Origin of the sequence: Gordonia jacobaea (assembly GCF_001186365.1) — a bacterium.
Classification (GTDB): Bacteria; Actinomycetota; Actinomycetes; order Mycobacteriales; family Mycobacteriaceae; genus Gordonia; species Gordonia jacobaea.
In genome coordinates, this window is record NZ_LDTZ01000018.1 from 80205 (window position 1) to 98863 (window position 18659).

Here is an 18659-nt window from a genome sequence, read left to right on the forward strand (position 1 = left end):
TTGTGCCGTCCTGTCAGACCCGTGCGGAACAATGGATGTGTGCCCGGCCCGTCCTCCATCCTGAACCGCTTCACCGACCCCACGCGTCGGTGGTTCAGCGGCGCTTTTCCCGCGCCGACCCCCGCTCAGCAGGGCGCGTGGAAGGCCATCGCCGACGGCGAGAACACGCTGGTCATCGCGCCCACCGGCTCGGGCAAGACCCTCTCGGCGTTCCTCTGGGCACTCGATTCGCTCGCCGCCCGCCCCGAGCGGTCCAAGGGCACGCGCGTCCTCTACATCTCGCCACTCAAAGCGCTGGCGGTCGACGTCGAGCGCAACCTGCGCGCGCCGCTGGCGGGCATCACGCGCGCCTCGCAGGAACTCGGGGTCACCGAACCGTCGATCACCGTCGGCGTGCGTTCGGGCGACACCCCCGCCGCCCAGCGTCGACTCCTCGCCAAGACCCCACCCGACATCCTCATCACGACGCCCGAATCGCTCTACCTGATGCTGACCTCGTCGGCACGGGAAGCGCTCACCACGGTCGAGACCGTGATCGTCGACGAGGTACACGCCGTCGCCGGCACCAAACGTGGCACTCACCTGGCGCTGTCGCTCGAGCGCCTCGACGAACTCCTCGACTCCCCGGCGCAGCGCATCGGACTCTCGGCGACGGTGCGCCCGCCCGAGCTGGTCGCCGAGTTCCTTTCCGGCGCCCGCCCGTGCACCGTCGTGCGCCCGAAGGCGTCGAAGACCTTCGACCTCCGCGTCGACGTCCCGGTACCCGACATGGCGAACATCCCACCGCCACCCGACGCACCGGACTCGGACGAGCTCGACGACGCGTTCTCCCCGACGGCGGGTTCGCTCTGGCCCTACGTCGAGGCGTCGATCGTCGACCTCATCGAGACCAACCGCACGACCATCGTGTTCGCCAATTCCCGACGTCTCGCCGAGCGCCTCACCGCACGGCTCAACGAGATCCACGAGCAACGCACCGAGCCCGGCCGCGAACCGCCACGCAACGACCGCGTCGGCGGCGGCGCGCCGGCAATGGTCATGGCGTCGGGAGCCACCACCGGCGCCGCGACCGTCCTGGCCCGCGCGCACCACGGCTCTGTTTCCAAGGAGCAGCGCGCCGAGATCGAAGACGACCTCAAGAGCGGCCGCCTACGCTGTGTGGTCGCGACGAGTTCACTCGAGCTCGGCATCGACATGGGTGCCGTCGATCTGGTGATCCAGGTCGAGACACCGCCGTCGGTGGCCAGCGGTCTGCAGCGGATCGGTCGCGCGGGCCACCAGGTCGGCGAGATCAGTCAGGGTGTTCTGTATCCCAAGCATCGCACCGATCTGATCGGCTGCACGGTCGCCGTCTCGCGGATGCGTGCGGGCGCGATCGAAGAGCTGCAGGTGCCGCGGAATCCACTGGATGTGCTTGCGCAACAGACGATCGCCGCGGCCGCTCTCGATGTGCTCGACGTCGACGAGTGGTACGGCGTCGTCCGCCGCGCAGCGCCGTACCGTGAGTTGAGCCGGTCGATCTACGAGGCGACGCTCGACCTCATCTCGGGTCGCTTCCCCTCCGACGAGTTCGCCGAGCTGCGTCCTCGTGTCACGTGGGACCGTGACGCGGGCACGCTGACCGGCCGCCGTGGTGCGCAACGACTGGCGGTCACCTCCGGCGGCACCATCCCCGACCGTGGACTCTTCGGCGTGTTCATGGTCGGCGAAAAGTCCAGTCGCGTGGGCGAACTCGACGAGGAGATGGTCTACGAGTCGCGCGTCGGCGACGTCTTCGCGCTCGGCGCGACGAGTTGGCGGATCGAGGACATCACCCACGACCGCGTGCTGGTCTCACCCGCGTTCGGTCAGCCCGGGCGCCTCCCATTCTGGATCGGCGACGCACAGGGCCGCCCGGCCGAACTGGGCGCGGCCATCGGGAAATTCGTCGGCTCCGTCGCCGACGAGTCCGAACTCGACCGCCAGGCAACCGAACTCGGACTCAGTGAATACGCACGCGACAACCTAGCGTCGATCATCTCCGAGCAGCGCGACGCGACAGGACAACTACCGACCGACCGCACCCTGATCATCGAACGGTTCCGCGACGAGCTCGGCGACTGGCGCCTGATCCTGCACTCCCCCTATGGTTTACGCGTCCACGCGCCGTGGGCATCTGCGATCTCCGCCCGCCTACAGGCCACCCTCGGACTCGACGGCGCCGTCACCGCATCCGACGACGGCATCATCGTGCGCCTCCCCGACACCGACGACGAACCGCCGGGCTCCGCGGTCTTCGTCATCGATCCCGACGAGATCGAACAGATGGTCACCGACGCACTCGCCGACTCGGCGATGTTCGCCTCCCGCTTCCGGGAGTGCGCGGCCAGAGCACTGCTGCTCCCCCGCCGCGACCCCGGCCGGCGGGCCCCGCTGTGGCAGCAGCGTCAGCGCAGCGCCCAATTGCTTTCCGTCGCATCGCAATTCCCCGACTTCCCGATCATCCTCGAGACGGTTCGCGAGTGCCTGCAGGACGTGTACGACCTTCCGTCGCTCACCGACCTCCTCACCCGCATCCGCTCGCGACGTATCCGGCTGATCGAGGTCGAGACGCCCGAACCGTCGCCGTTCGCGGCATCGCTGCTGTTCGGCTATGTCGGAGCGTTCATGTACAACGACGACGCCCCGCTTGCCGAGCGTCGTGCCGCGGCACTCTCCCTCGACACCGCGCTCCTCGCGCAACTACTCGGGCGCGTCGATCTGCGCGAACTGCTCGATCCCGCGGTCATCGCCGCCGTGGTCGCACGGCTGCAACGCCTCGATGAGCACCGCAAGGCACGCGACGCCGAGGATATCGCCGACCTACTGCGGTGGCTCGGTCCTCTGACCACCGAAGAGGTGGCCTTGCGGTATCGACGCGACGACGACAGCCCCGCGGCGCTCGACGTGCTGACCGAGTTGCATCGACGCGGCGCGATCGTCTCGGTGAGCATCCGCGGCGTGCCGTTGTGGGCGGCGGTCGAAGACACCGCACGCCTGCGCGACGCTTTGGGAGTTCCTGCGCCACTGGGCGTTCCGGCAGCGTTCACCGAATCGGTCCCCGATCCCGTCGGCGATCTCGTCCATCGGTACGCACGAACCCATGGCCCATTCACCGTCGACGAGGCCGCCGAGTCGATCGGAATGGCACCGGCGGTGGTGCGCGACACGCTGATTCGGCTGGCAGCCGAACGCAAGGTCGTCGAAGGCGACTTCCTACCCGCCACCGACGACAATCCCGACGGCAGCCCCGCATGGACCACGCAATGGTGTCATAGCGACGTCCTCGGGCAGATCCGACGTGGCTCGCTCGCGGCAAGCCGCGCCGAGGTCGCGCCTGTCGACGGACCGACCTTCGCCCGATTCCTCGGAGCCTGGCAGCACGTCGCCGACGACGAAAGACTCACCGGCGTCGACGGACTCGCGGCAGTTCTCGACCAACTGGCGGGCCATCAGCTTCCGGCGTCGGCGTGGGAGTCGCTGATCTTGCCGAGCAGGATCAGCGACTACCGGCCCGCCATGCTCGATGAGCTCCTCTCCAGCGGCGACTTCATGTGGGCGGGGCACGGCCGGATCGGCTCGACCGACGGCTGGATCAGCTTCTTCCCCGCCGACCTCGCGCCGCTGTTCGTACCGACCGAGGTCGAGATCGACACCACCGAGATCCACGCCCGCCTCCTCGAGACCTTCGGCACCGGCGGCGGATTGCGTTTTGCCCAGCTACTCGACGACGCGTCGACTCAGAGCGCATCATCGCCGGGCGCCACCACGACGCGCCAGCAGGTCGAGGACGCCCTGTGGGACCTCGTCTGGGCCGGCCACGTCAGCAACGACACGTTTGCACCGGTCCGTGCGTTGCAGACTCCTCGTCGTACCTCGTCGTCGAGTCGGGCAATGCCGTCACACCGATCGCGCGGCCAGGCCCCGCGCCTGCGGCCCGGACGGCTGAGCACGCGGCATCTCCTCTCCCAGACAGGCGGCGCCGCGACGCCCTCAACGGCAACCGGCCGCTGGTTCGCAACGCCGGGTGCGCTGCTCGAGACAACAGTCGCGACGCAAGCCCTGTGCGACCAGCTTCTCGCCCGCTACGGGGTTGTCACCAAGGGCAGCGTGACGGCGGAGGACGTCGTCGGAGGTTTCGCACGAATCTACAAGGCACTCAACATCTTCGAAGACAGCGGCCAGGTGCGACGGGGCTACTATGTCGACGGCCTCGGCGGCGCACAGTTCGCGGGCACCTCCACCGTCGACCAATTACGCCGCCACGCACTGACCGACAGCGCACCGGGCAGTCATCGAGCTCCGAACACCGCGACGGTCCTCGCCGCCACCGACCCGGCCAATCCCTATGGGGCAGCACTCCCCTGGCCCGAGACGGCGCCAGGCGCAGGCGGGCACCGACCGGGACGCAAACCGGGCGCCCTCGTATGTCTGGTGGAGGGCGAACTCGTGGCGTTCGTCGAGCGCGGCGGGAAGACCGTGTTGACCTTCAGCGACGACGTCCCCGCGCTGGAGACCATGGCGACGGCGCTCGCCGACGTCGTGAGGGCCGGTCGCGTGGCACGCCTGACCATCGACTCGATCGACGGCGTCACCGCGCTGCGCTCCGAACTGCAGCAGGTCTTCGTCGGCGCAGGTTTCGCGACCACGCCCCGTGGCCTCCGAATGCGATACGGACAACATGCCTGAGGGCGATACCGTCTACCAGGCAGCCGACCGTCTCCGTCGTGCATTCGACCAGACCACGTTGGAGCGCACCGACTTTCGCATCCCGTCGCTGGCCACCACCGACCTGCGGGGCGGACACGTCGCCGCGGTGCGCTCCCGAGGCAAACACCTTCTCATCGACGTGGTGCCGGCACTGGGGACCGCGACGTCGGCGCCCGATGGCGTCAGCATCCACAGCCATCTGAAGATGGAGGGCGTGTGGCACGTCCATCGCGTCGGCACCAGATGGCGCAAACCTGCCTTCCAGGCGCGAATCGTATTGCAGGCCAACGGCTACGAGGCCGTCGGATTCGAACTCGGGATTCTCGAGCTGCTCCCCCGTGCGGCCGCCGACCTCGACTACCTCGGACCCGACCTTCTCTCCGACGACTTCGACGCCGCGCGCGCCGTCGCCAACATCGGGGCACATCCGGACGCGAAGATCGGCGAGGCGCTCCTCGACCAACGACTCATGGCAGGCGTCGGCAACGTGTACCGGTGTGAGGCATGCTTTCTTCGGGGCATCCGACCCGACCGACTCGTCGCCGACGTCGACGTGCCGCCGCTCGTCGACCTGTGTCGAAGAATGTTGTGGGCCAACAGGCTTCGCACGGCGCGCACCACAACCGGCCGCACCGGACACAATGCGCGCACCTGGGTGTACGGACGAATCGGCCAACCGTGCCGACGATGCGGAACGCTCATCGCCCGCGAGTTCTGGCGTGATCGGCCGGACTCGACCAGGGAGGATCGGGTCGTGTACTACTGCCCTCGCTGCCAGACCTGAGCGTCGGACAGGCGACTACGACGTCCGAGCCGATGTGGCGACGACGCTCAGACCGGATACCGCTCCGGCTCCGGGCCGAACTCGAAGCGGCGGGCGCTGACCTCGTCCGGGACGATCTCGATGTAGTTGTACTTCAGCGTCGGGATCAATGGCCGCAGCGGGGCCTCGTCGGCCTTGGCGATCTCGGCGAGGGTGGTCAGGATCCGCGCCGACCCCTTGACCACGACGCTCCACCCACCGTCGTCGTTGTAGGCATCGGCCTCGAAGGCCACCTTGCCGTTGACGGCGAGTTCGGCGAGCTTGGTGCCCTCCGCTGTTCGCATCAACACGCGGCCGTCTCCGGCGAAGTAGTTGATGGGAAAGATGTCGGGCTGTCCCCCGACGCTCAACGCGATCCTTCCGACGTCGGAGCTGGCGAGCAGCGCCCATGCCTCGTCGACGGGAAGCTCGTGAATGGGATTGTGCACCATGGCGTCTCCTCTGCTCATATTTTCATTGTCACGCCGCCGAGGTTACCGAGCGAAGGGCATTTGGTCCTGAAAGGAAAATGCGCGGTCAGTCCGGAACCGGCACGGGTTCGAGGATGTCCACCCGCGACTCCGGTGCGGCGGCGCGTAGTGCGTCGGCCGACTCGTCGTCGGGTTGCTGTTGTGAGGCGATCTCCGCGGCGACCCGCGCCTGGTAGGTCTCGACCTCGAAAGCGACCTTCTCGGGACTCCAGCCGAGAACCGGCGCGACGAGCTCGGCGACCTCCTGGGCGCAGTCCACACCGCGATGTGCGTACTCGATGGAGATCCTGGTTCTGCGCGCCAGGATGTCCTCGAGGTGCAACGCCGCCTCGTCGACGGCCGCGTACACGATCTCGACGCGCAGATACTGCGGCGCGGCCTCGAGTGGACGCAACAGCGACGGATCATCCGCCGCGTAGAACAGCACGTCGTCGATCAGCGATCCGTACCGGTTGAGCAGTCGGCGGACGCGGTAGGGATGCAGCCCGTACTTCTCGCCGAGCGACTCGCACTGGTTGATCAGCGCGAAGTAGCCGTCCGCACCGATGAGCGGGACACGCTCGGTGATCGACGGCGCAACGCGTGTCGGGATGAAGTCGACGCAGGCATCGACGGCGTCGGCGGCCATCACGCGATACGTCGTGTACTTGCCCCCGGCGATCGAGATGAGTCCCGGTGCGACCTCGGCCACCGCGTGCTCGCGGGAGAGCTTCGACGTCGCCTCGTCCTCGCCCGCGAGAAGTGGACGCAGGCCGGCGTAGACGCCTTCGATGTCGTCGTGACGCAGTGGCGTCACCAGCACCTCGTTGACGCGTTCGAGCAGGTAGTCGATATCGGCGCGGGTCGCAGCGGGGTGTGCGAGGTCGAGGTGCCAGTCGGTGTCGGTCGTCCCGATGATCCAGTGCGTCTCCCACGGGATCACAAACAGCACCGACGACGCGGTGCGCAGGATGATCGCCGTCTCGCTCACGATCCGATCGCGCGGCACCACGATGTGTACGCCCTTGGACGCCCGCACCTTGAACCGCCCACGTTGCTTGGACAGTGCGCGCACCTCGTCGGTCCACACGCCTGCCGCGTTGATCACGCAGTGCGCTTTGACCTCTGCTGTCTCACCGTTCTCGGTATCGCGGACGCGCACGCCCATGATGCGGTCGGCGTCGCGCAGAAATCCGACCACCTGAGTCGAGGTGCGGATCACCGCACCGTAGTTGGCGGCCGTGCGCGCGACGGTGAGACTGTGCCGGGCGTCGTCGACGACGGTGTCGTAGTAGCGAATGCCGCCGATCAACGAATCGCGCTTCAACGCGGGAGCCACGCGGAGCGCGCCCGACCGGGTGACGTGCTTTTGGCCCGGTACCGATTTGGCACCGCCCATCGTGTCGTAGAGGAAGATTCCCGCGGCGACGTACGGGCGTTCCCAGACGCGATGCGTGAGCGGGTAGAGGAACGGCAACGGCTTGACCAGGTGTGGGGCCAAGAGGCTGAGTGAGAGTTCACGCTCGTGGAGCGCCTCGCGCACCAATCCGAACTCGAGTTGTTCGAGATAGCGCAGTCCGCCGTGAAACATCTTCGACGACCGACTCGACGTACCCGAGGCAATGTCACGCGCCTCGACGAGCGCGACCCGCAGGCCCCGCGTCGCGGCGTCGAGAGCGGCTCCGACTCCGACGACACCACCGCCGATGACGACGATGTCGAACTGTTCGGTACCCAACCGACGCCACGCCTGCTCGCGGTAGAGCGGCCCGAGGTCGGCAGGTCGGTCCGGATTGAACTCCGTCTCCATGAGCCGAGACTAATCGACACCCCGAGGGTTCACCCGTCATTGATCCGGCGCGTGGGCACCCGATCAGGTGAACTCGACCAGCACGCCGACGACACCCGCGCTGCCGCCCAGTGCCACCGACGCCTCGTACACCGCTTCACGTATTCGACGTCGAGCGGCAATGTCCGGGTCGAAAACTATTGCCAGACAGGTCAATCCGCGGGCGGCACGAAAATGAACACGTTGCGTGAACACGTCACCGACACGGTGTGCGGCGAGACCGTCGATATCGCGCTGCATCAACGCGGCGTCGAGTCGCTTGCGGGTGTCCATCGACACCCGACGAGTGGCCTGCCACTGGGTCATCGCGTCGAGTACCGATTCGACCCCACCGATGTCGGTGACATCGACAACGACGACAGCCAGCCGGGCAAGGGCATCGTCGACGACGTCGTCGGCAATGCGGTCGGCGAGACCTCGGACGTCCGCCGACAGCCTGTCGATCCGACCGGGCGCGGAGTTCGGGGTCATCGGCCCCCGCCCCGCTCACGAGAGGACTCGGCGCCCGAGCGCGCGTCGGATCGCTGTGCATCGACCTTCGGTTCGGCAGCAGTGGTATCGGCAGCGGGATCGAGCGGCGGCATCGACTGTGGCGTCCAGTCGCCGATCACCGCAGGACCGACGAGCGGGAGGTCTCCGACGATCTCCTCGCCGTGCTCACGCGTGTTGAGGTAGCGGGCCGACTGGTGTTTGTTGTCGCCGCGGTCACGCGCACCGCCGGCCGACCCCGGCGGCATCGCGGAGGTGGGACCGGTCCGCATCGCGGGTCCCGCGCTCGGAGTCGCCGAAGTTGCGGGCGTCGACGGCGCGGCGCCCAACCCCGGCGGTCGCGACGCGCCGAGGGAGGGTGCAAGCGCACTTCCCGAACCGGCGCCAATGCCCTGACCCGCGCCGAGACCCGACGATCCGCCACGACCTGCGCCGAGGGAGTCCGATCGTCCGGAGTCTGCCGCACCGCGTGCGCCGACCCCGTTCGCCGGTGAGGACGCCGTGGTGTTCGCCGAGGAGTCGGCGTTGCCGAGGCCGCCCCGAGTCAGCCGGTCGGCATCGGCGTCGCCCGCGCCTGCGGCCGACGTGCCCGCGGCGCTCGAGGGTCCGCCGGCGCCGGCACGACCAGCACCGGGTGACGCAGTCGACGGTGTCGGTGACGAGGTCGTCGCGCCGCCACCCGCCCCCGGTCCGGCAGAGCCATTCAGGTCGGAATCAGCGATGTTGCCCGACTGCCCGCGCCCCGAATCCACGCCCGTACCCGCGGCCACACCCTGACCCGAGTCGCTGCCGGTGATCTGATCCGACGATGCGGCGGGAAGTTCCGGGAGCCACGTCTGGACGCTGATCATCGGGTTTGTGTACACGCTCTCCATCAGCGATACGACCTGCGCGCGCAACGTCGACGCGTCCTCGGGATGCGCGCGGATCTGCGCGGCCGCATGCCTGACGGCACCGGCCTGCTGCGAGGTGTTGGCGAGAACGCTGCGGGCTTGCGCGAGCGCGTCGATCGCCGGCCGCACGGACTCGGCTGCCGTGGTGATGACGTTGCCGACGCCCGCACCCGCCGCGCTACTGCCCTCGGCGGCACGCCCGAGCATCGTGTCGTCTCCGAAGGCGCTCGTCAGACTCTCCACAACCTTGCTCACGGCGTCGAGCGCGGCTTGAATCGCTTTCGCATCACCACTGGCTGAGCTGTCGGTGATGCTCTCGATCTTCGCGAGGATCTCGGAAACACTCATCGACGCCCACGGGGTACGCCCGTCGCTCGTCGCGTGAGAACCCCCGGGCGTGAGCAGGTACGCGTTCCGAGAGCCGGTGGCACTGACCTCCGCCGACGCATCAGGGGAATGCGAGAAAGACTGACCCGGCACGCGGACCTCCCCCGTCAGTAGTCGCTCGATCTCGCCGAAGTCGAAGAGTACCGCGACATCGACGCGTCCGACCGGGGATCCTCGCGCCTGTGCACTAACTCCGGACCGCGGCGAGCGACTCAGTCGAGGTCGTCGTGCCGCACGAGCTGCCGAGCGGCCTCGGTGATCGAACCCGACAGCGAGGGATAGACCGACAGGGTCTGGGCGAGATCGCCGACGGTCAGCTTGTTCTGCACGGCCAACGCGATGGGAAGGATCAACTCCGACGCCGTCGGTGCGACCACCACACCGCCGATCACGACACCGGTCGCGGGGCGGCAGAAGATCTTGACGAAACCTCTCCGCAGACCACTCATCTTGGCGCGCGGGTTGGTGGAGAGCGGCAGCATCACGGTGCGCGCGGGGTACTCGCCGACGTCGATCGCCTGCTGCGAGACGCCGACGGTGGCGATCTCCGGACGCGTGAAGATCGCGGAGGCAACGGTTTTCAGCTTGATCGGGCTCACGCCCTCGCCGAGCGAGTGGTACATCGCGATGCGCCCCTGCATGGCGGCGACGGAGGCGAGCGGGAACAATCCGGTGCAGTCGCCCGCCGCGTAGATACCCGGCACAGAGGTGCGCGACACCCGGTCGACGGTGATGTAGCCGCCCTTGTCGGTCGCGACTCCCGCCCGATCGAGGCCGATGTCCTTCGTGTTGGGGACCGAACCGACGGTCATCAGCACGTGCGAGCCGGTCACCGTGCGGCCGTCGGCGAGGTACACGGTCACGGAATCGCCGGTGCGTTCCACCTTGTCGGCACGCGCATGTTTGACCAATTCGACGCCGCGCTCGGCCAGCGCATCCTCGAGGACCAGCGCTGCGTCTTCGTCCTCGCCCGGCAGCACGCGATCGCGGCTGGAGACGAGCGTCACCTTCACGCCGAGTTCGGTGTAGGCGTGCACGAACTCGGCACCGGTCACACCCGAGCCGACGACGACGAGATGCTCCGGCAGCTTCTCGAGGTCGTAGAGCTGGCGCCACGTCAGGATGCGGTCGCCATCCGGTTTGGCGTCGGGAAGTACCCGCGGCGACGCGCCCGTCGCGATCAGCACGACGTCACCGTCGTAGTGCTCCGTGGTGCCATCCTGCAGCGTCGCGACGACACGATGCGACGCGATCCCCGGGTGCGTCTCCTCCAGTGAGGCGTAGCCGGACACGAGCGTCACGCCCTCGCTGAGCAGCCGGTCGCGGATATCGGCTGACTGCGCGAACGCGAGGTCGCGGACGCGCTGGTGAATCTGCGGCAAGGTGACCAGCGCGTCGTCGGTACGCAGGTTGATGCCCAGGTCGATGGCCCGTCGAACCTCGGTTCGGATGCCGGTCGAGGCAATGAAGGTCTTCGACGGCACGCAGTCCCACAGCACACACGCGCCGCCGATGCCGTCGGAGTCGATCACGGTCACGTCGGCGCCGTACGCTGCCGCGACCAGCGCGGCCTCGTATCCGGCGGGGCCACCGCCGATGATCACGATCCTGGTCACAGAGCACACTCCTGTTCGGCGAGAGGGGCCATCGGGCACGGCACATACAGGCGCCGCTCAACACCTCCAACCTAGTCCCACCCGGGCGTCCACGCCGTCACGGGGCGAGTCGCGTCGCTCACCGTCCGCTTTCGTGACGGGCCGCGACCATCTAGAGTTTCCCGACGTGCCGATATATGCCGCGTACGGGTCCAACATGAGTCCGGACCAGATGACCGAGCGCGCACCGCACTCCCCGATGTCGGGGACCGGCTGGCTGCGCGGTTGGCGACTCACCTTTGCCGGCGCCGACATCGGCTGGGAGGGTTCGCTCGCGACAGTCACCGAGGACCGCGACGACCCCGAGGCCCAGGTCTTCGTCGTCCTCTACGACGTCCCCGACGAGGACGAGGCAACCCTCGACCGTTGGGAGGGCTCAGAACTCGGCATCCACCGCAAGATCCGCGCCCGTGTCGACACCGCCGACGGACCCGTGCTCGCGTGGCTCTACGTGATGGACGCCTTCGAAGGCGGACTCCCGTCGGCACGCTACCTCGGCGTGATGGCCGACGCGGCCGAAAGCGCAGGGGCCCCAGCCGATTACGTACAGGACATCAGGTTGCGCGAGGCGCGCAACGTCGGACCGGGACCCGGCCCGATCGATTCCTGAGAGGCCCCGGCGGGGCATCACTTCGGTAGGCGTCGACTCAGGCGATGTCGAGCACGACGCCCGCGAGGGTGCGCACGCCGACCTCGAGCGCGCGCTCGTCGAGGTCGAAGTTGGGTTGGTGCAGGTCCATCTGCGGCCCCATCCCATCCCACACGCCGAGCCTGCCCATCGCGCCCGGCACGTGCTCGAGATACCACGAAAAGTCTTCTCCGCCAGGCGATTGCGGGGTATCCGCGATGGCCTGGGGCCCGAGTGCCGATACCGAGGTCGCCAACATCGCGATCGCGGTCTCGTCGTTGACAACCGGCGGCACTCCGCGAAAGTAGGACAGGTCGTACGACACTCCGAGCGGGCCGAGTAGTTGCCCGACGACGCTGCGCACCAACGGTTCCAACTCACCCCACGTGCCGTGGTCTCCGGTGCGGACGGTGCCTCGAAGCATGCCCTCCTGCGGAATCGCGTTGGGCGCGTTGCCCGCATGCGCCGCACCCCACGCCATCACCGTGCCCGAGCGTGGGTCGACCCTGCGCGACAGCACACCGGGAAGTCCGGTGATCACCGTGCCCATCGCGTACACGATGTCGCCGGTGAGGTGCGGGCGCGACGTGTGCCCACCGGGCGAATGTATCTGCAGCTCAATGTGATCCGCTGCAGATGTCAGTGCGCCTGCACGGAGGCCGACGGAGCCGACGGGAAGTCGGGGATCGCAGTGCAGCGCGAAGATCCGACTCACGCCCTCGGTCACTCCGGCGGCGACGGCGTCGAGCGCACCGCCGGGCATGACCTCCTCGGCGGGCTGGAAGATCAGTCGCACACCGACCGGTAGCGACGGGACGGCCGCGAGCAGCCGGGCCACCCCGATCAGGATCGCGGTGTGCGCATCGTGGCCGCACGAGTGCGAGACACCCTCAACTGTGGAGGAGAACGGCAATCCGGTGTGCTCGGTGATGGGCAGCGCGTCCATGTCGGCACGGAGCGCGATGCGCTGACCCGTCGTGGGGCCGAGATCGCAGACCACCCCGGTTCCCAGCGGAAGACGCGTGGGGTTCAGGCCCACTTCTCCGAGAAGGGCCATGACCATCTCGGTGGTCTTGACCTCTTGCCGCGACAACTCGGGCTGCTGGTGGATGGCACGCCGCCAACCGACGACGTCGGCGCGGTGAGCCGCCCACCAGTCGTCGATGATCGACGCGCCGTCGCTCATAGCAGCGCGGCAGGCGTCGGGGCGACGAGATCGGCGAGAAGGTGCTGCCGCAGTGCTCGCTTGACGTTGGCAAGATTGGGCCCGGCGACCGCCGTGCGCTCAGCGGCCACCTCACCTGCCCGCGTCAGCAGGTCGTCCGCCGACACGGCGTCGTCGACGATGCCCGCTGCCACGGCGTCGGCCGCACCGTAGCGGCGGCTGGTCAGCATGGCCTCTGTGGCAGTGCGATCGGGCAGTCGTGTGGTGAGCAGGCCGGCCATCCCGCGCGGGAACGGCATGTTCAGTGCGGCCTCGGGGAGCGACCAGAAGCCACGTTCGGTCCGCATGACCGCGTAGTCGGCGCATAGCGCGAGCATCGCGCCGGCGCCGAAGGCGTGACCGTTGATCGCTGCGACCGTCGACTGCGGAAGCGTCAGAACCTTCGCGTAGAGCGCATGCACCCGGTCGAGGTAGGCGGGCAGCTCCGACGCGTTGGCGAAGACGAAGTCGGTGTCGAGTCCGTTGGTGAAGAACTTGCCTGTTGACGTGATCACCAGTGCCTTGGCCGGACCCGCCGCGATCTCGTCGAGCAGACCTTCGATCGCGTCGAGCCACGCAGGGCTGAACCGGTTCTCGGGATTGTTCTCGTCGAGTTCGACACCCGGCGACCCGAGGTACAGGTAGGCGATATCGGGATTCTCGGACTGCGCTGCGTCAGACAGATACGGCATGGGTTGACCTTATCGCCTGGTCACACGCGGCACGCAGGATGCCCCTAGTGTGATGCCCATGGATCCCACCGTCGACGCCGACGCCGCGGCCATCTCCGCGGCCGCGACCATCGCAGCCGAAACCGATGCCTCAACGCACGACGTCGCGGTCGTCCTCGGCTCCGGCTGGGCTCCGGCGGCGGAGGCATTCGGCGCACCGATCGCGTCGGTGCCGATGGCGCACATTCCCGGCTTCCTGCCGCCGACGGCAGCGGGACACGGCGGCGTCATTCATTCGGTGCGGATCGGGAACTGTCGAGTCTTGTTGATGCTGGGCAGGATTCACGCCTACGAGGGTCACGACCTCGCCCGCGTCGTACACCCGGTGCGCACCGCAGCGGCGGCCGGTGCGCGCACGATCGTGCTGACCAACGCGGCGGGCGGCCTGCGCGACGACATGTCCGTCGGCCAACCGGTCCTCATCAGCGACCACCTCAACCTCACCGCGCGCTCGCCGCTTGTCGGTGCGCAGTTCGTCGATCTGGTCGACGCCTACTCGCCGCGGCTGCGCGGCGTCGCCCGCGGTATCGAGCCGTCGCTTGCCGAGGGCGTGTACGCCGGTCTACCCGGGCCCCACTACGAGACCCCGGCGGAGATCCGCATGCTTCGCACCATCGGCGCCGACCTGGTCGGTATGTCGACGGTCCACGAGACGATCGCCGCACGGGCCGCGGCGATGGAGGTTCTCGGGATCTCGCTGGTCACCAATCTCGCGGCCGGGATCACCGGAGAACCGCTCAGCCACACCGAGGTACTCGAGGTGGGGCGGGCGTCTGCGGCACGAATGGGCACGCTGCTCGCCGCGATCATCGAAGAACTCGGCACAACGTGAGTGGCGGACCCGAGGAAGTGAGCGACGGCGTCGCGGACGAGCGGGTCGCCGCATGGATCGCCGCCGATCCGGATCCCGCAACCCGGGCCGAACTGACCGCCGTCGCCGGCACCGATCTCGCCGAGCGTTTCGCCGCACCCTTGCGGTTCGGTACCGCGGGACTGCGCGGCCCGGTGCGCGCGGGCCCCAACGGCATGAACGTCGCGGTCGTCACCCGAGCGACGGCGGGCCTTGCCGCGTGGCTGATCGAGCACGGGCACAGTGGCGGTTCAGTCGTGGTCGGTCGTGACGCCCGCCATGGTTCCGAGCCGTTCGCCGCGGCGTCGGCACAGGTCCTCGCGGCGGCAGGCTTCCGCGTCGTCGTCGTTCCGGCGCCGGGCCCGACGCCGCTGGTGGCGTTCGCGTGCCGCCATCTCGACGCCGTCGCGGGGGTCCAGATCACGGCATCCCACAATCCACCCGGCGACAACGGCTACAAGGTCTACCTCGCCGGGGGCGCACAAATCGTTCCGCCCGCCGACGGTGAGATCGAGGAGCTCATCGCGGCATCACCCGACGCCGTCGACATTCCCCGCCAACCCGTCGTGCACGACCCGCGTGCCGACGAGATCGTCGGCCGCTACCTCGAGCGCATCGGCAAACGTTTCCCGACCGTCGCCGACACCTCGTTGCGGATCGCACTGACTCCGATGCACGGCGTCGGCGGTGCGATCGCCGTCGACGCCCTCGCGCGTGCAGGATTCACCGACGTCCACGTCGTCGACGAACAGTTCCAACCCGACCCCGACTTCCCCACCGTCGACTTCCCCAACCCCGAGGAGGCAGGCGCGAGTGACCTGCTGCTCGCGCTCGCCGAAGAGGTCGACGCCGACATTGCGATCGCGCTCGATCCCGACGCCGACCGGTGCGCCGTGGGCACGCGCGTCGAGGGCACCTGGCGGATGCTCACCGGCGACGAGACCGGCGCGCTGCTCGGCTCGTTCATCCTCTCCGACGGTGCGGCAGGCCACGACGGAGAACCCCCGGTCGTTGCGAGCACGCTGGTGTCGAGCAGTCTGCTGGAGAAGATCGCCACGCGGGCGGGCGCCCACCATGTGACGACGCTGACCGGCTTCAAATGGCTTGTGCGCGCCGGAGAACCACTGCGATACGCCTATGAGGAGGCGATAGGGCACTGTGTCGACCCCGACGCGGTGCGCGACAAAGACGGCATCAGCGCGGCGGTGGCATTGGCCGTATTGGCCGACCGCTGTCGCCGCGACGGCCGCGGTGTGGCGCACCTGCTCCTCGAGCTGTACGAGACACACGGCGTGCATGTGACGCGCCAACACTCGGTGCGCGTCGACGACACCACGGTGATCGCTTCACTGATGGAGCGGCTACGCACCGCGCCGCCGAGCACACTGGCCGACATCGCGGTGACGGCGGAAGACTACGCCCGACGCAGCGACAGTCTGCGCACGAATCTGATCGCGTTGCGCGGCGTTGCGGGCGACGGAATGTCGGTACGGGTGATGGCACGCCCGTCCGGCACCGAGCCGAAACTCAAGTACTACATCGAAATGACGACACCTCCCGATTTCGTGGTGTCGGCAACACAATCGGCGGCGCCGACGACATACGGTGCAGATACCCGCGCACTTGTTCATCTGCTCGACGACCTGACGCTGCGTGTCGCGGCCGAACTCGCCGAGTACGGCCGCACCTGATCGACACCAGAGGTCCGTGACGGGTCACCGACGGAAGGAATGCTCCGCATGACCTACCCCCAGCAGCCCCCGCAGCGGTCGCCGTGGTCGTCTCCGGCGGTGATCATCGCGATCGCGACGGGAATCCTTCTCGTCGTCGGAGTTGTTCTGGCCGCGTTGATCCTGCTCCCCCGTCTCGAAGGCGACGACTCGAACTCGGCGGCGGCGTCGAGTTCACCTGCACCGACGTCCGGGGCACCGGGCAACGTCGGACCCGCGACCACCACGGCAGGCTCAGGTGGCGCCCAGAACGGCACTCGCCCTCCCGAAATCCAGAACAAGAATCCCCAGAACAACGGCACTCAGGACACAGACAGCCCTACGACCCCGCATGCCACCCCCGACATCTCTGGAACCGACTGGCAGGGATTCACCGCGGGTCCACGGTGCAACGCGGCCGACGACCCGGCGATGGTGATCGCTGCGACCAATCGCTCGCAGATCGTGATCTGCCAGGTGGGTTCGCAGGCCGGACGCTGGTACTACAAGGGATACGCCGAGGGGAACTCCGTCGAAGTCGGCTACCCGACTCGCAGCGGCGACACCTACCGAGCCACCAACGGCAACGTGACCTACGTCGTGGGGCCGAGCCAACTCGATATCGAGAAGAACGGCGAGACCATCGCCACCGAGCCGATGAATGCGTACTGGACCGCATCCTGAACTGCGCTCTCGCCCGTACCCCGTGACGGGGCGTCGGCGTCGCTGGATTACAACTGACGGGTGAGCTCATCCACCGACGCGCCAGTCCTGAACGCCTCATCGGTCGACGTCGTCCGCGGCGGACGAAAGCTACTGCATGACGTGAGCCTGTCGGTCTCGCCGGGCGAGCACTGGGCGCTGTTGGGCCCGAACGGGGCGGGCAAGTCGACGCTGATGGCAATCCTGGGCGCGCGCAGCCACCCCACCACCGGAACTGTCGATGTGCTCGGTCGTCGCCTCGGCCGGGTCGACATGCGCGAACTGCGAACTCACATCGGTCACGTCGATCCGCGCTGGCGCATCGACGTGCCGATCACCGCGCACGACGTCGTGCTGACCGGTCTGACCAACACCCCGGAACTCGACCGCCGCCACGCCTACACCGACGACGAGCATCGCCACGCCGACGATCTGCTCGACATGCTCGGCATGAGTGCCCGACGCGACTCCGAATGGCCGGTGATGAGCCAGGGCGAGCGCGGTCGCACGCTCATCGCGCGTGCCCTCATGCCGCGTCCCGCCCTGTTGCTGCTCGACGAGCCCGCAACCGGCCTCGACCTCGCCGCCCGCGAGCGTCTGTTGTCGGCGATCGACCGCCTGCGCTCAGACGTCGACCGCCTTGCGAGCGTGCTGGTCACCCATCACCTCGAGGATCTGCCGAGTTCGACGACGCACGCGATGCTGCTCCGCGACGGCGAGGTGACGGCGTCGGGACCGGTTGCCCAGACACTGACCTCGGAGCAGATCAGCGCCTGCTTCGACCATCCGGTCTCGGTCCGACGCCACGACGGCCGCTGGTCGGCGACCGCCGCGTAGCGCGGCTTGGCGTGAACTCGGCTTCGAATCTCCCGACTCCGAACCCTGCCCTCAGCGCGGCCCGAACTGGCGGTCACCCGCATCGCCGAGACCGGGCACGATGTAGGCGGCCTCGTTGAGTCCGTCGTCGACCGATGCAACCACAAGACGCACCGGATGTCCTGAATCAGCCAGTGCAGCAACACCTTCCGGTGCCGCGACGACGCAGACCGCGGTGATGTCGGTCGCGTTGCGTGCGACGAGGAGTTCGATCGTGTGCAGCATTGATCCGCCGGTGGCCAGCATGGGATCGAGGACGAACACCGGGAATCCGGACAGATCGTCGGGCAGCGATTCGAGGTACGGCACCGGCTGAGCGGTCTCCTCGTCGCGAGCGATGCCCACGAATCCGACGTGCGCCTCGGGCACCATCGCGAGGGCCTGATCGACCATGCCGACTCCCGCACGCAGGACGGGTACGAGCAGCGGCGCACATTCCAGCCTCGAACCGGTGTAGGGCTGCAACGGCGTCTCTATCTCGACGACCGCAGATTTCGCAGAGCTCAACGCCTCGTATACCAGCATCTGCGTCAGACTCGACAGTGCCGCACGGAATCCCGCGTTACCGGTCGTCTTGTCGCGCAACGTGGTGAGCCGGGCCGCGGCGAGCGGATGTTCGACGATCTGTACCTGCATGCGGATCACTCTAGGGCGCGTCCACCGTCGGTGCGCACTTGTCCGGCAGC

15 protein-coding genes are annotated in these 18659 nt (G+C 68.2%); 7 read left to right on the top strand and 8 right to left on the bottom strand.

The features are described 5' to 3' along the window. Positions 1-39 precede the first annotated feature (39 nt). Together ABW18_RS13730 and ABW18_RS13735 are read left to right on the top strand one after the other, a co-directional pair. Complete coding sequence (locus ABW18_RS13730; protein WP_049699553.1) at positions 40-4707, top strand: ATP-dependent helicase; 4668 nt, start codon at positions 40-42, stop codon at positions 4705-4707. Next, entirely contained in the window at positions 4700-5512 is an 813-nt protein-coding gene (locus tag ABW18_RS13735) for a DNA-formamidopyrimidine glycosylase family protein (protein WP_049699554.1), read from the top strand. Before ABW18_RS13730 ends, ABW18_RS13735 begins: the two co-directional genes overlap by 8 nt. Before the next feature lie 47 nt (positions 5513-5559). On the opposite strand, the gene ABW18_RS13740 is transcribed toward ABW18_RS13735, so the two are convergent. The 5 genes from ABW18_RS13740 to ABW18_RS13760 all read right to left on the bottom strand — a co-directional run bounded on the left by ABW18_RS13740 (position 5560) and on the right by ABW18_RS13760 (position 11234). Then, complete coding sequence (locus ABW18_RS13740; protein ID WP_049699555.1) at positions 5560-5982, bottom strand: pyridoxamine 5'-phosphate oxidase family protein; 423 nt, start codon at positions 5980-5982, stop codon at positions 5560-5562. Between the two features lie 85 nt (positions 5983-6067). Further along, positions 6068-7810, bottom strand: a complete 1743-nt coding sequence (locus tag ABW18_RS13745; protein WP_049699556.1) for a glycerol-3-phosphate dehydrogenase/oxidase — start codon at positions 7808-7810, stop codon at positions 6068-6070. A gap of 63 nt (positions 7811-7873) precedes the next feature. Next, the gene (locus ABW18_RS13750; protein WP_049699557.1) at positions 7874-8320 is read right to left on the bottom strand and encodes a hypothetical protein; all 447 of its coding nucleotides are present in this window, start codon (positions 8318-8320) and stop codon (positions 7874-7876) included. Continuing rightward, entirely contained in the window at positions 8317-9711 is a 1395-nt protein-coding gene (locus ABW18_RS13755) for a hypothetical protein (RefSeq protein WP_049699558.1), read from the bottom strand. The genes ABW18_RS13750 and ABW18_RS13755 overlap by 4 nt, the downstream gene beginning before the upstream one ends. 119 nt (positions 9712-9830) lie before the next feature. After that, entirely contained in the window at positions 9831-11234 is a 1404-nt protein-coding gene (locus tag ABW18_RS13760) for an NAD(P)H-quinone dehydrogenase (RefSeq protein ID WP_049699559.1), read from the bottom strand. 166 nt (positions 11235-11400) lie between these two features. Here ABW18_RS13760 and ABW18_RS13765 point away from each other — a divergent pair, with 166 nt between their 5' ends. Continuing rightward, positions 11401-11883, top strand: coding sequence for a gamma-glutamylcyclotransferase family protein (locus ABW18_RS13765; protein WP_049699792.1), 483 nt, complete (start codon positions 11401-11403; stop codon positions 11881-11883). Positions 11884-11920: 37 nt separating this feature from the next. Here ABW18_RS13765 and ABW18_RS13770 read toward each other — a convergent pair whose 3' ends face one another. Together ABW18_RS13770 and ABW18_RS13775 are read right to left on the bottom strand one after the other, a co-directional pair. Continuing rightward, positions 11921-13087: an amidohydrolase gene (locus tag ABW18_RS13770; protein WP_049699560.1), complete on the bottom strand. Its 1167-nt coding sequence runs from the start codon at positions 13085-13087 to the stop codon at positions 11921-11923. Then, the gene (locus ABW18_RS13775) at positions 13084-13797 is read right to left on the bottom strand and encodes an enoyl-CoA hydratase/isomerase family protein (protein WP_049699561.1); all 714 of its coding nucleotides are present in this window, start codon (positions 13795-13797) and stop codon (positions 13084-13086) included. The genes ABW18_RS13770 and ABW18_RS13775 overlap by 4 nt, the downstream gene beginning before the upstream one ends. Positions 13798-13855: 58 nt before the next feature. On the opposite strand from ABW18_RS13775, the gene ABW18_RS13780 reads away from it, so the two are divergent. From ABW18_RS13780 to ABW18_RS13795, 4 genes are read left to right on the top strand one after another with little or no spacing between them, the layout of a single operon-like run. Further along, on the top strand, positions 13856-14668 hold the full coding sequence (locus ABW18_RS13780) for a purine-nucleoside phosphorylase (RefSeq protein ID WP_049699562.1): 813 nt from the start codon (positions 13856-13858) through the stop codon (positions 14666-14668). Beyond that, a complete protein-coding gene (locus ABW18_RS13785; RefSeq protein WP_152930093.1) occupies positions 14665-16377 on the top strand; it encodes a phospho-sugar mutase in 1713 nt (570 codons plus the stop codon). Before ABW18_RS13780 ends, ABW18_RS13785 begins: the two co-directional genes overlap by 4 nt. A 48-nt stretch (positions 16378-16425) precedes the next feature. Next, positions 16426-17079: a hypothetical protein gene (locus ABW18_RS13790; RefSeq protein ID WP_049699794.1), complete on the top strand. Its 654-nt coding sequence runs from the start codon at positions 16426-16428 to the stop codon at positions 17077-17079. Positions 17080-17139: 60 nt separating this feature from the next. Next, a complete protein-coding gene (locus ABW18_RS13795) occupies positions 17140-17934 on the top strand; it encodes an ABC transporter ATP-binding protein (protein ID WP_049699563.1) in 795 nt (264 codons plus the stop codon). Between the two features lie 51 nt (positions 17935-17985). Here the strand turns inward: ABW18_RS13795 and upp are convergent, their stop codons facing one another. Further along, the gene (upp, locus tag ABW18_RS13800; RefSeq protein WP_049699795.1) at positions 17986-18609 is read right to left on the bottom strand and encodes a uracil phosphoribosyltransferase; all 624 of its coding nucleotides are present in this window, start codon (positions 18607-18609) and stop codon (positions 17986-17988) included. Positions 18610-18659 lie beyond the last annotated feature (50 nt).